Annotated in this window: 12 protein-coding genes; 7 read left to right on the forward strand and 5 right to left on the reverse strand. The window is 34.3% G+C overall.

Annotated elements, in window-relative coordinates; genetic code table 11:
• Together Megvenef_RS03035 and Megvenef_RS03040 are read right to left on the reverse strand one after the other, a co-directional pair.
• A partial coding sequence (locus Megvenef_RS03035) for a transposase (RefSeq protein ID WP_322776028.1) occupies positions 1-328 on the reverse strand: 328 nt, incomplete at its 3' end.
• A gap of 89 nt (positions 329-417) precedes the next feature.
• The gene (locus tag Megvenef_RS03040) at positions 418-1,371 is read right to left on the reverse strand and encodes a M23 family metallopeptidase (protein ID WP_322776527.1); all 954 of its coding nucleotides are present in this window, start codon (positions 1,369-1,371) and stop codon (positions 418-420) included.
• 141 nt (positions 1,372-1,512) lie between these two features.
• Here Megvenef_RS03040 and Megvenef_RS03045 point away from each other — a divergent pair, with 141 nt between their 5' ends.
• Both Megvenef_RS03045 and Megvenef_RS03050 read left to right on the forward strand, forming a co-directional pair.
• Complete coding sequence (locus Megvenef_RS03045; protein ID WP_322776528.1) at positions 1,513-3,102, forward strand: NAD+ synthase; 1,590 nt, start codon at positions 1,513-1,515, stop codon at positions 3,100-3,102.
• Positions 3,103-3,304: 202 nt separating this feature from the next.
• A complete protein-coding gene (locus Megvenef_RS03050) occupies positions 3,305-3,775 on the forward strand; it encodes a hypothetical protein (RefSeq protein WP_322776529.1) in 471 nt (156 codons plus the stop codon).
• 71 nt (positions 3,776-3,846) lie between these two features.
• Here Megvenef_RS03050 and ftsY read toward each other — a convergent pair whose 3' ends face one another.
• The 3 genes from ftsY to Megvenef_RS03065 form a co-directional block, all read right to left on the reverse strand.
• Positions 3,847-4,770: a signal recognition particle-docking protein FtsY gene (gene ftsY / locus Megvenef_RS03055; RefSeq protein WP_322776530.1), complete on the reverse strand. Its 924-nt coding sequence runs from the start codon at positions 4,768-4,770 to the stop codon at positions 3,847-3,849.
• A 406-nt stretch (positions 4,771-5,176) separates the two neighbouring features.
• Positions 5,177-7,927, reverse strand: a complete 2,751-nt coding sequence (locus Megvenef_RS03060; protein ID WP_322776531.1) for a tetratricopeptide repeat protein — start codon at positions 7,925-7,927, stop codon at positions 5,177-5,179.
• A gap of 107 nt (positions 7,928-8,034) precedes the next feature.
• Positions 8,035-8,814 carry a 3-hydroxybutyrate dehydrogenase gene (locus Megvenef_RS03065; protein WP_322776532.1) on the reverse strand — a complete coding sequence of 260 codons (780 nt, stop codon included), beginning with the start codon at positions 8,812-8,814 and terminating at the stop codon, positions 8,035-8,037.
• 85 nt (positions 8,815-8,899) lie between these two features.
• On the opposite strand from Megvenef_RS03065, the gene Megvenef_RS03070 reads away from it, so the two are divergent.
• The 5 genes from Megvenef_RS03070 to Megvenef_RS03090 all read left to right on the forward strand — a co-directional run bounded on the left by Megvenef_RS03070 (position 8,900) and on the right by Megvenef_RS03090 (position 13,368).
• Positions 8,900-9,061 carry a zinc-finger domain-containing protein gene (locus Megvenef_RS03070; protein ID WP_322776533.1) on the forward strand — a complete coding sequence of 54 codons (162 nt, stop codon included), beginning with the start codon at positions 8,900-8,902 and terminating at the stop codon, positions 9,059-9,061.
• Between the two features lie 219 nt (positions 9,062-9,280).
• A complete protein-coding gene (locus Megvenef_RS03075; protein WP_322776534.1) occupies positions 9,281-10,543 on the forward strand; it encodes an MFS transporter in 1,263 nt (420 codons plus the stop codon).
• Positions 10,533-12,350, forward strand: a complete 1,818-nt coding sequence (gene mutL / locus Megvenef_RS03080) for a DNA mismatch repair endonuclease MutL (RefSeq protein WP_322776537.1) — start codon at positions 10,533-10,535, stop codon at positions 12,348-12,350. The genes Megvenef_RS03075 and mutL overlap by 11 nt, the downstream gene beginning before the upstream one ends.
• Positions 12,350-12,982 (forward strand): lipoyl(octanoyl) transferase LipB, encoded by a 633-nt coding sequence (gene lipB / locus Megvenef_RS03085; protein WP_322776535.1) that lies wholly within the window; start codon positions 12,350-12,352, stop codon positions 12,980-12,982. Before mutL ends, lipB begins: the two co-directional genes overlap by 1 nt.
• Before the next feature lie 104 nt (positions 12,983-13,086).
• Positions 13,087-13,368 (forward strand): hypothetical protein, encoded by a 282-nt coding sequence (locus Megvenef_RS03090; RefSeq protein ID WP_322776536.1) that lies wholly within the window; start codon positions 13,087-13,089, stop codon positions 13,366-13,368.
• The last annotated feature ends 55 nt before the right edge of the window (positions 13,369-13,423 follow it).

The following is a 13,423-nucleotide window of genomic DNA, read 5'->3' on the forward strand; positions in this document are numbered from 1 at the left end:
CTTCAGACACATCAAGATCTTGCTGCAAATATTCATAACCACAAAAATATTGCCAATAAATATTTTCCTTTAGCTCTTCCTCCGTAAACGAATCAGAACCGTTGTACATAGCTTGAAGCATTGATAGTGCTAGCATTACTCTATGATCTTTCTTATTTCTACCAAATTGCTTGATTTCAATGTTAGGCAATGCTCTGGCTTCAAGTTCAGACCAATTTACTAAATCCCTTAGTTTATATAACTTGTTTTTAGGATTTAGTTTTGTAGATAATTTCTCTTCAAATAACCTTTCTTGTTTTTGGAGAAAAGTAATATTTTCTATAGGCATAATTTTAAAATCCGTAAGCTTTATGCGGTAATTATACCATTTTCTTATGGATTTTGTAAGCTGTTTATGACATGAAACCCCTTGTTAATTCAGGCGGGGAGAGTTTTGACGGAGGGACTTATTACTAAATGATACTCCCCGCGCAATTTCTCTCCTCTAAGATTTTTGCTAGCAAAAAGAAAATACCTAGCTTGATACTTACCAAACTCATGCTCTCTTTTTGCAAAAATGTTATTACCACTATCTAAAATTGAAATTGTCAATTTATCCCCCTTATTTACAGAAAAAATTTCAACGAATGCAATAAATTCTTCGGGATATTCCGGTTGTGCACGAAGATAGTCTCCAGACATAACCCTTTCTGCGGTAATCTTCTCGAATGCGAATCCATAATTATAGACAATTCCAGTTGTTGCATGTTTTTCCATATTCTCTGGATTTGACCAAAGCGACTCTGGCTGCAAACCACAATCAGGTTGAGAACCATAAAAAGGATCTATTTCTCTTACTAAGGTATCAGATTTATCGTGAAGGCTCATATGCAAATGAGGATACTCTGTTAAACCGGATAAACCAACCTCCCCCACTACATCGCCAAGATTTATTTTATCTCCAACATTCACATGAATAGATTTATTTTTAAGGTGACATAGCCGTACTTGCATTTCATCATTTGAGATTATAACTTCATTGCCACACTCCCTACCCTCTAGTGATTTACGATCAGTGCTTTTTACATTGATATCAGCGACTCCATCTCTTTTAAATTCGACAATACCGCTAATAGGAGCAATAACTGATACTCCTTCTTGCATCTGCTTAATATCCTTAAGCGCAATATCCGTTCCATCGTTGTATTCGTATGTAATTGGCCCGCACCTAAAATCAAGCTGCTTACCGTGTAAATGATGTCTTGGAAGATTAGAAATCCAGCATGATTTCCCTAATTCACAATCAAGTGGGAATAAAAGGTTATCACCAGAATCCGCTCTCACTGTTGATGTCAGCAAGGATAAAAATATGATTAGTAATAGGTTTTTCATCAGTTTCAATCATTTATTTTCTTGAATTGTATCAACCAATAATTAAAGAATATTTAATATTTATCTTACTTCAAGATAAATATAGACCTAATAACAAACTATATTGTACTATGTGGTACATAACACCAGTTTAAGGGTAACATGAAAATACTAGTTTGCCAGACAAAACCTAAAGTTGGCGATCTGGAAGAAAATTATAATTCCATTTTAAGGCACTACCAAAGCGCTTTAAATTTAAATGCTGATATATGTTTATTTCCTGAATTAGCAATCTCTGGATATTTTGCAGAAGATCTGTTTACCCAGAAAAATTTTTTAGAAGATATACAAATTAAGGTGACCAAGCTTATTTCTATAACAGAACACACCTGCTTGCTCCTTCCCACTCCGATATTGGAACAAAATGGCTTACTTTATAATGGAGTAATTGCTGCCAAACACGGCAAAGTTATTGGACTAACCTATAAGCACGAGTTACCAAATTATGGCATATTTGATGAAAAAAGATATTTTACTAACGGGATACCATCAATCATTATAATTAATGACAAAAAAATTGGCATTCCTATATGTGAAGACATTTGGTTTAACAAAGTATGTAACAATTTAAAAGAACAAGGGGCAGAGCTATTTCTTGTACCAAATGGCTCTCCTTATGAAAAAGGTAAAATGCAAGAGAGAGTAAATATTGTAAAACAAAGGTTTAATGAGACCCAAGTACCAATCATTTACTGTAACCAAGCCTTAGGTCATGATGGTATTGTTTTTGATGGTAGATCATTTTGCTATGATGGTGAAGTAAAAGTGATTGGTAAAGCTTTTGAGACAGACCAACAACTTGTAGAAATAGTTGATAATAAGTTTCGCTGCACCACAACCTATGATTTAAACTTAAATATCTATGATGAAATATTTTATGCTATGGTACTTGGTTTGCGTGACTATGTTCTTGGCAACGGCTTTACTAAAGTTATTCTTGGCTTATCTGGAGGAATTGACTCTGCCTTAGTTGCCGTTATTGCTCAAAAAGCTCTAGGTAAGGAAAATGTAACCTCCTACATGTTACCATCCAAATTCACTTCTAAAGAGAGTGTTGAAGATGCAGAAAATATCGCAAATAACCTAAATATAATATTCAAATCAATTGATATAAGTAAAATTTTTGAATCATTTTTATTAACCCTAGATAAAGATATTCCAATAAAGGAAAGCTCGATTACTTTTCAAAACTTGCAATCAAGGATTAGAGGAACAATCCTCATGGCCAAAGCTAATGAAACAGGTTCCCTCTTAATTACAACCGGAAATAAATCTGAATACGCGACAGGATATGCCACAATATATGGAGACATGAACGGGGCTTTCAACCCAATTAAAGATATCTATAAGACAGAGCTTTATGAACTGGTCAGACATATCAATAAAACGATGAACGTTATACCACAGCGAGTAATCACAAAAGCTCCGACTGCAGAACTTGCTCCAGGCCAAAAAGATTCAGATTCTCTACCAGAGTATCCAATATTAGATAGAATTATTGAAGACCATATCGAAAATAACTTGGATCAATATGAGCTTTCAAAAAAATACGACTCGGAACTAGTACAACGCATCGTAAAAATGGTTAGAAAAGCAGAATTCAAAAGAAAACAATCAGCCCCAGGGGTTAAGATCTCTAAAAGAAATTTTGAAAAAGAAAGAAGGTTTCCTATAACCAACTTGTATAAGTAATCTCTCTAGCTAGAACTTAAGTTACCCATAATTATTCAGCCCTATATTAAGCTTTACCTAATAGTAAAAATCTTTATTATTATTTAATTCTAATAAATTAATGCATTATTAATTTATTAATGGTTTGATAGTAGTTAAGGGGTATGTAAATAAATTCTCCTTAATTAGTATGATGATAAAGTAATCAAATCAGAGGTATCTTATGGGTGTAGAAATATTAGTTATAGCTATTGTAGCTGGAGTAATATCACTTATTTCTGGAGCAACTTCAATAGCCACTCTTGTACATGTTAAGAAGTCATCAGTAGCAATGAGCGACGACAAGACCAGCGTGGATATATTCAACAAATCAACTGATGAAGAAAAAACTGACGGTAGTAAAATACATACAAGAGAACAAAAGATACACATAGAAGACATAGATACAGATTTTGCAAGTAGCCAGTTTAGTGCGACACGTACTGGCTTACCAAACAAAACATCTGAAATATTAGGTAGAGGTGGTGCAGAAGCACTTGGCGGGCTTATTACGTTAAAAAAAGTTGTTCCTTCTAAACTTATAGAAGACGCTAAGGAAGGGCATAAAAGTTCAGGTGGTCTAGAAATAAGCGAACTACTAACTGGTGATGATCATGTTGACCTCGCCGGTGCAGAATCACATTCCGTTGAATAATTCTATCTCTTGAATTTATTAAGATATTTCAGGTAAACATTACCTGAAATATCTTGGGGTCAACTTAGCAGCTACTGATTCATCTCAAGTCCAACAAGCGCTCTTGAAAAGTCTTTTGGCGAGAATTGCTTAAGATCGTCTATCGATTCACCGAACCCTATAAAATGCACTGGAAGAGCAAATCTCTTTACTATACCAACAACGGCGCCAGCCTTAGCAGTTCCATCTAACTTAGTAATAACTAAACCAGAAATATTCGTTATAAGCTTGAATTGTTCAACTTGTATTGCAGCATTTTGGCCAGTAGTACCATCAATAACTAATAAAGAATGGTGAGGAGCATCTTCATCTATTTTTTTAATCACACGTATAATTTTCACAAGCTCTTCCATCAAATTTTTGTGATTATGAAGCCTACCTGCTGTATCAATAAATAAAATATCAGTACCATTACTCAATGACTCTGTAACAGCCATATGTGCCACACTAGCTGGGTCAGCCTTACTCTCACCTTTATATAAAATAGCTCCTGATCTTTGCGCCCATTTTTCAATCTGCTCAACAGCAGCGGCTCTGAATGTATCGCAAGCAGCTATGGCTACTTTTTTCCCCTGAGCAAAACTATTGGCTGCCATTTTACCAATTGTTGTAGTCTTCCCATTACCGTTAACACCACAAACTAATACTATATTCAGTTTACCATCTTCTAGTTTAAAGCTATGATCTTGCTGGCTTAAAATCTCTTCAATAATTCCACTTAAATCATTTTTGATCTCTTCGGAGGTTACTTCCTTATCAAACTTGTGTTTTCTAAGAGAGGTAATAATTGAGCTTGATACACTAGTTCCAATATCAGCAAATAATAGTAAATCTTCAAGCTCTTCAAGAGCACTATCATCCAACTTCTTCTTAATGAATAAATGCTCAATACCACTTCCAATCTTACTAGAAGTTTTACTAAGCGCAGCTTTTAATTTACTAAAAAATCCGGTCATATTTTTGTTTTTTTAAATAATAGCATTATCTTGCACTTGATGGGTTTCACGTATCTTTGAGTTAAGCTTAGGGTAAACTTAAAATCGTCATAAGGACCTATCTGGTCTCTCAAGATAGGCATGTTCGTCATGCTGAACTTGATTCAGCATCTCTTTCGCTGCATGAGATACCGGATCAAATCCGGTATGACTGTTATCTTACTTTCCTTTATACAAGATCCTCAACTGAAAAGCATGTAAAAACACATCTACGTTCAGCCCAATCCTTAAGTCTTACGAGGCTTCTACTTATAACCACCGCCAACAAAACACTTAATTTATTCACCACATTAGATAATTAACAAGCCCAGCGTAACGACCTTATTTTTCCTTACGACTAAAAATCATCAGCTTAGTATCAATACTACTATTTACTAAGAAATTGATTCTTATATTTATCAAGCAAAGTCTTCATCTGATTTATATCAAGGCTCTGATCTAAATTCCTATAATCTACTGAACCAGAACTTGCTATTAAAAGATCTACAGTATTTTTTAGAATAGCATTTTTATCTCCAATGGCATTGGAAATTACAACTAATTGATCATGAACGTTCATCATGTAGTAGGAAATTGCTAAGCGCAGTATATCTTGCGCTACATCCATATTATCTCCAACTCGAGATACTAAATCATCAAAATCTGGCATTATTTGATCAGCATATTTATTCCAATATTTTGCCTGGAATAGAGCTTCACGTCTAATAATTTCTCCGTCTTCAGAGTTATCGTCCTTTAAATACAATAAAGCATCATCATACTTTTCGAGAGTAATTAAAGCCTGAGCACGCAACCTAACCCTATACTGATGTTCATTAAAATTAACATTATCTTTATCCGTCTCATCTAAGACTAATATTGCTTCAGATGGCTTTTTATCCATCATTAAAATAACAGCCAAGTTATCCGCATTAGTCACTCTTTTCTCACCTTGTAGCCTATATGTAATCTGATGACGCAAAAGCTCAGATGCATTGTCAAGCAAATCAAGTTTTACTAATCTTTTTGCAATACTAATAATTACGTCATCTCCTTGTTCACCAATTGGGTTCAGTTCTTTAAATTCATAAAATAAGGCAACTATAGTAAAATCATCCATCTCTTCGCCTAAACCACCAGGAAGAAACACTTCATTAAAAATCCTCGCCATTTCCGAAGTAATATAAAAATTACTTACTTTATTACTAAACGCAGTCTGGGCGTACTGAAATGTCCTTAAAGAATTCAGCATATCTCTTGAATCTCGGTAATAGGAAGCCAATTGTAACAAAATTTGATACTCTAGTTGATCGCCACGCCAACTAAACCTCAGTTTCTCCAATGATTCTGCTGCTTGAGATGGCGTGATTTCTTCTTCCTCTACTTGAAGCTTGACTAGATCAAATTCTGCACGAACCTTATTGAACATGTCTAAGTCTTGCGCCATTAGTTCTCGATAGTACTGCTTTGCTAAATTATGCTGATTTTTTTTTCTATAATAACTTGCTTTATAATATTTTAAGCTGTTGAAGTATTGACTCCCTTCAGCTGGGCTACGCACCTCTTTAAAGATTCTCTCTAAAAGCTTTAAATCATTTGAAAGTAATGCTAGTTCAATTTCAGCAAAAACCATTGACCAGTATTTATCATCTGAATACAGGTTAATTGTTTTAGGCATTAACTCTAAAAGACCAATTGAGCTTGGATTAGATCCGAGAGCAAACTCATTAAATTTACTCCACATATTTATCTCAGAAACTCTCTGGATATCATGGTATGTGAGTAAGCTATCATATTCATCTTTCGCAGATGAATGTTCTCCTATCATAGTATAATTTACGGCCATTAAAAACCTAGCTTGCAAATTTGCTTCATAATCATTTGATGAATATTGCTTAGCTATTTTTAATGAATCAAGCGATTCTTGGTACCATTCATGTATAAAATAGAACCTAGCAAGAGCAAGGTTTCTAACAAAAGCTTCTGAATTATCTTTGGATTGCGCAGCTTCACTAATTAACCTACTTTTTTGTTGATTAAAATCCAAAATATTCAGATTTTTATCCAAATAAGGCAAAATAGAAGGCATTTTTATAAATTCATCTATGGGAGATGGAAATAAATTAGCATCAATTACGTGATCCTCAGACAAAGCCGTATTCGAGATTACTTTTAAAGAATCTTGATTTTTTTCTACTGTCACTTCATCACTAAGTAGCACTACCGCAATGCCTTGGATTGATCTTAATAGGCTGTACTCAATAGAGTCTCTTTGCACAGAAACTCTACTACCTCCAGTAATAACGGGCAGAGTTTTAATAACATCGCCAAGTTCTGGGTCTTCAAAGGTGATAATTTCATTCTTAGCAAAATTACCTTTTAAAAGGAATCCATCTTGCCCCGTTAAAGGCTCTGGTGTTAATATATTTTGAGCTCGCCAATTTTTATCTTCTTTACTTCCAACTCTAATATTCCAACCAGATTCTATCTGATCTATTTTCGCCTGGTGCAAACTAGGATCAACCGCCATACGCATGACTGTACCCTTATCGCTTGGAATTAACTCAAATTTGCTAAATACCCCTCCTTCTTTAAACGAAAACACTTTCTTTTGGTCAAACACAATCCAAATATACTTACCCCTAAAGAAAGCAGCAACTTTACTATCTTCATTACCAAGGTTAAACGACAGAACATGTTCTCCAGAACTATTTGAATATTTTATTGCTCCAGGATCATTATTTGCAGCACCTATAGTCGATAGGTCTTCTTCTTTTACTTTGTTTGTTTTGAATTTAATGGCATCTAATTTTTCACCATTAATAACACTTTGGTACACAAGGTCTTCTTTAACAGTAAAGTTAATTTTCTGGTTATTAGAAGTCGATTTAATACCACTAGCAAACTCATTAAATTTACCTGGATTTACTAGATTGAATTCAGAGGGAATATTTATTGAAGCAGTAACATTATTGCCCGTCGCTTTTAAATCAACTATTTGATCTTTATCATGATAAAAAACAAAAATAACGTCCTTACCAAAAGCTTTTGTTTCAATTCTAATTGGCAATACAGCTTTTGCAGCTTGCACAAACAACAAACATGTCAGAAATAATAGTGTTTTTTTTATATTAATCATCAATTTATCGAATGCGCTAGAATTCCCAGATTGGGACTGTTTAACAAAATATTATTAATATACATTAAAGTAAAGATAATTCTTTCTAGATAAACTGACTTGCTTCTCTACTGCGACGTCCAACCACCATCCATTGAAAGCGAAGTTCCTGTTATCGAAGCAGCCTCCTTGCTACACAGATAATACGCTAGTGATGCCACCTCTTCTATCTCAACAAATTTTTTAGTTGCTTGAGCGCCAAGAATAATTTTGTCAATCACCTCCTCCTCACTCATACCACGAGCCTTCGCTGTATCAGCTACTTGCCCAAGCACAAGAGGAGTTTTAACATATCCTGGGCATATTGCATTAACAGTAATACTATCTTTTGCAACTTCAAGGGCAACCGTTTTAGTCAATCCTAACATTCCATGTTTTGCAGCAACATAAGCCGATTTAAATGGTGAGGCTACTAACGCATGTGCTGATGCTATGTTAATTATTCTGCCCCATTTTTTCTTTTTCATATGTGGTATAGCATTCTTAATAGTATAAAATGATGCTATCAAATCTACTCTCATTATCGCTTCCCACTTTTCCGGAGGGAAGTCCTCAATCGGAGAAACAAACTGAATCCCAGCGTTGTTAACAAGAATATCAACAGCTTGAAACTGGTTTATAACATTTTTAAACATAGAATCAATTTCTTCCGGTTTTGATAGATTAGCTCCATCAAATAATACCTCATTCGCCCCAAGAGATTTTAGCTCTTGAGTTATTTCATTCACTTGTTTAAGTTCGGCAAAGCCATTAATAACAATCTTTGCTCCACTGCTAGCAAATTTCTTAGCAATTCCTAAACCAATACCACTTGTTGAGCCTGTAATTATAACGACTTTGTCTTTCATATACGCTAAAACCATTTTTGTTTTCTAAAAATAACTTATATAAAGTATAATAACCTATCATTACTAATATAAAAAAGATTAAAAGATGCAACTTATTGAAATCGAAAAAACAAATTCAACCTCTGTGTCCTGCAAAGGTAAAGAATCACCATATGACCATCCAAAAGTATATCTTGAAATTAATCCAGAACTTGGTAGAGTTGCATGTCCATATTGCGGCAAAACCTTTGTATCGCAACATGGCTAAGTCACAGTAAATAAAGTTGATAGATCAGGACAACAAAGCTGTCATCCTGAATTTATTGGGCTTCGCATGCCTTCGGCCCAGGATCTCATGCAAATAGAAGGAGATGCTGAACCAAGTTCAGCATAAAGGTATATAAAGAAATTATTGGGTAAAACACGGTATGATGCCCGATAAACTTGTGTGATGATATAATTTTCTAAATTGAACGGGTTAATACTTGTGAACAAGAAAAGTTTTATAATTTCAGTATTTACTGTCTTTGTGCAATATTACGATTACCATTTATTTGGTTTTATGGCCGCAAATATTGCTTCACATTTCTTTCCATCTGACGAGATAATTACTCAGCTTCTCAACACATATTTTTTGATGGCAATTGCAATGATTGCAAAGCCTCTGGGGTCTATAATTTTTGGTAAGATTGGTGATTTAAAGGGCCGATCAAATAGTTTTAAGGTCAGTTTATTTGGAACATCAGCAGCTTCATTTATACTTTTTATTGCTCCCGCCTATGAATCAGTAGGCATTTTATCAGCTTTTATTTTGCTTTTATGCAGAATGTCAATTTGTGCATTTGTTACTTCCGGTTCTGACGGCGTACGAATTTATATCTACGAACACATACCAGCATCAAAGAGGTGCTTAGGCGTTGGCATAACTACACTTTTTACACAAGCTGGGTCACTTACCGCGTCATTATCAGCCTGGTTTTTTACACGAAATTATTTGCCCAGCTATAGCTGGAAATTTGCTTTTCTGGTTGGAGGCGTCTTAGGCATTCTAGCTTTACTTGCTATGAAAATCACTAATTTTTCTGATCATAAGCAAATGCATGAAACAGATGGTTTTTCCGAATTTCAGAACTTATCATTAACCAAGATTATTAGAACTAATTGGGAATTATTTTTGCTATGCATAGTTCTTGCTGGAAGCATAGGTAGCACGAATCAATTTCTAATAGTGTTCTTTGGAACTTATAATTTTGAAATTATTGGTACAATTGAGCGCTCGTCTATGCAAAAAATTATCTCACTAGCAATCGTTGCTTATATGATATTTAGTGTTGTAGGTGGGTATATAGCAGACAAATTAGGTCCGTATATTGTAGCAAAATTTGCAGTATTCGCAGTACTTACTTGTTCAATTTTATTATGTTTATATCTAAATAACAGGATACTAAACGAATGGGTTTTTATTGGCATTGCAACATTGATGCCTTTTGTAACAATGCCTGCTGCAGCGATTTTTAAACAATCAATACCAGAAGCTATAAGATATCGACTATTCTCTCTAAGTCATGCTATAGGGTCTGTTCTAATATCAGCGCCTACTGCATTTTTATCGACTTTTATCTACCATAAAACTAATATTATATGGTTACCAATTGTTTATTTTATTTGTACAATAATAATGATATTCTTGTCCCTACATTACTTAAACAAAAGAATAGTAAACATAACTCAAAGTAAGAATAGTGATTAAAATACTTTCAAATAGCACTATAAATAAAATATCTGCCGGTGAGGTCATTGAAAGACCATCTTCAGTAGTTAAAGAACTTGTAGAAAATGCTATTGATGCTGGCGCTACAAAAATAAGCATTACTTTAGAGTGCTCGGGGAAAAACCTCATTGTTATAAAAGATAACGGTTTTGGCATGACTAAAGATGACCTAGAACTAGCCGTCTTACGCCATGCTACGTCTAAACTTGATGAAGACGATTTATTAAATATAAATAGCTTTGGATTTCGCGGCGAAGCTTTGCCTTCAATTGGAGCTATCAGTAAATTTAAAATTACTTCTAAAAAACGTGAAAATAGTTCGTCTTATTCTTTAAGCATTATTGGTGGCACAATCGAACCAACAATACTTGCAAATATTAATGAAGGAACGATTATAGAAGTTCGTGATTTATTTTTCGCAACTCCTGCTAGGTTAAAATTTTTAAGATCAGACAAAACTGAGCTCGCTTCGATAGTTCTTGTGGTGAAAAAAATAGCACTAGCCCACCCTGCTATATCATTTACGCTTTCTCATGACGGTCGAGAAATTATAAACGTTAAAAGCCGGGAACATCCAAATACCATAAAAGATAGAATTGAAGAGATATTAGGTAAAGAATTTACCGAAAATGCAACTGAGGTTTCTCTCTTTAGGGATGATGTTGAAATATATGGTTACTCTTCTATACCAACCTATAACCGTGCAGCCTCTGATGACCAATTCCTTTTTATCAATAATCGGCCGGTAAAAGATAAGATACTTAATATCGCTTTAAAAGTATCTTACCAAGATTATTTAGCAAGAGATCGTCACCCAGTATCAGTTTTGTTTATTAAACTCAATCCCCACTTCGTTGATGTAAACGTGCACCCAGCAAAAAGCGAAGTGAGGTTCCATGATCCTAATTTAATACGTAGCCTTGTAATTAGCGCTGTCAAAGACGCTCTAGCACGCAGTAGTAACCAGGTATCTAATATAGCATCAAGTGCTGCATTAAATTACATGCGCCCCACTTCGCTATCTTCCCAAAGCTTCAATGAAAAAAGTGCTAATAATCAAGGGAAATTCCAACTACCAACAAGCCATACACAAAATTTACCTATATCTGCACGCCTTGATTACGCAGTTAGTAATACCAATTTACTTATAAAAACTACACCTCAATCAAACGTTGAAGCGCCATCGTTAGAAAAAGATACAGATTTTCCCTTGGGAGCAGCCAAAACTCAGCTTCACGGAACATATATAATATCTCAAACGCCTGATAGTATAATCATTATAGATCAGCACGCAGCTCATGAACGAATAGGTTATGAAAAAATCAAAGAACAGATTGAGAAGAATGGTTTGATTAAACAAAGATTATTAATACCATCTATTATTGAATTACCAGACACCCAAAGGGCAGAATTATTAAATGAACACAAGTTACTGTTGGCTGATCTAGGCTTAACTATTGAAAAATTTGGTGAAAATTCAATAATTGTTTCTGAAATACCTAGCTTAGTTGGAGATATTAACATTAACCAACTAGTCCATGATCTCGCTGATCACCTACAATCTATGGGCGAACACATTGCTCTTAGCGAGTTAATTGAGCACATAACTGAAACATATGCTTGTCACTATGCAATCAGAGCTGGTAGAGTTTTAAATGCTGAAGAAATGAATGGGTTGCTTCGCCTTATGGAAAATACACCATTTTCTGGTCAATGTAATCATGGTAGACAAACTTATGTCGAACTTAAACTTAAGGATATAGAAAAATTATTTGGTCGAAAATAATGCAACACATAGACTGGATATCTTTGCCTGGGTTGATTGATTATAACACTGGATTAGATTTAATGCAGCAACGCACCAATGATGTGATTCTAAACAAAAAAAAAGAGGCAGTGTTCTTACTTGAACATCAAGATGTATATACTGCAGGCACCAGTTATAAAGATGACGAGCTATTGTCTGATAGTAACAACATTCCTGTTATTTATACAGGAAGAGGAGGTAAATTTACCTACCACGGCCCAGGCCAACGAGTGATATATCCTATCCTAAATTTAGCAGGTAAAAATAGATCACCAGATCTAAAGCTATACATAAGTCTTCTAGAACAATGGATCATTAACACACTAGACAAACTTGATGTTAATGCTTATACAATTGATGGCAGAATCGGTATATGGGTTAATCTGGATAATGCTCCAGCAAAAATCGGCGCTATTGGTGTAAGGATTAAAAAATGGATAACCTATCATGGTATTGCAGTCAATCTAAATACAGATATTAGTAGGTATTCAGGCATAATTCCTTGTGGAATAAATGATTTTCCAGTAACTTCATTAATTAATATTGGAATTGAAATAACAATGAGCGATTTCGATTATTTGTTGAAAAAAGAATTTGAAAAATTATTTTAATGAAAATAATAAGTTTATTAATAAGCCTTATAATGACTTTATGGTGTCTTGGTTTTTTTTATTTTACCAAAACTACATCTGATATATCAAATTATAAGCGAAATATGACAGATTCAATCGTGATATTTGGAGAAAACGAGCAAAGGTTGTACGCTGGTACTCAACTTTTAAAAATGGGCTATGCACCCCTAGTTTTTGTCACTAGTAACAAACCAAAATCTGAATTTGCTGGTTTTTTCAAAAAATATAACTTAGCACCTGAACAATTTATTTTCGATAGCGAACTAGCTACAAACACAACTAATTACTCCAGTGATACCGCAGAGTTTTTAAGAAAATATAGGCTACACTCTATGAGGTTAGTAGTCTCTCCGTCAAAACTCTAAATTTTTGATATAATTTCAAGAATTTCAAAAATAAATCACCGCACATTCATTTTTT

Source organism: Candidatus Megaera venefica (genome assembly GCF_034554655.1).
GTDB classification, from domain to species: Bacteria; Pseudomonadota; Alphaproteobacteria; order Rickettsiales; family Rickettsiaceae; genus Megaera_A; species Megaera_A venefica.

Coding starts and splice junctions, on each gene's coding strand:
- Megvenef_RS03040 (WP_322776527.1), bottom strand. CDS start 1,371: ATGAAAAACCTATTACTAATCATATTTTTATCCTTGCTGACATCAACA.
- Megvenef_RS03045 (WP_322776528.1), top strand. CDS start 1,513: ATGAAAATACTAGTTTGCCAGACAAAACCTAAAGTTGGCGATCTGGAA.
- Megvenef_RS03050 (WP_322776529.1), top strand. CDS start 3,305: ATGGGTGTAGAAATATTAGTTATAGCTATTGTAGCTGGAGTAATATCA.
- ftsY (WP_322776530.1), bottom strand. CDS start 4,770: ATGACCGGATTTTTTAGTAAATTAAAAGCTGCGCTTAGTAAAACTTCT.
- Megvenef_RS03060 (WP_322776531.1), bottom strand. CDS start 7,927: ATGATTAATATAAAAAAAACACTATTATTTCTGACATGTTTGTTGTTT.
- Megvenef_RS03065 (WP_322776532.1), bottom strand. CDS start 8,814: ATGAAAGACAAAGTCGTTATAATTACAGGCTCAACAAGTGGTATTGGT.
- Megvenef_RS03070 (WP_322776533.1), top strand. CDS start 8,900: ATGCAACTTATTGAAATCGAAAAAACAAATTCAACCTCTGTGTCCTGC.
- lipB (WP_322776535.1), top strand. CDS start 12,350: ATGCAACACATAGACTGGATATCTTTGCCTGGGTTGATTGATTATAAC.
- Megvenef_RS03090 (WP_322776536.1), top strand. CDS start 13,087: ATGACAGATTCAATCGTGATATTTGGAGAAAACGAGCAAAGGTTGTAC.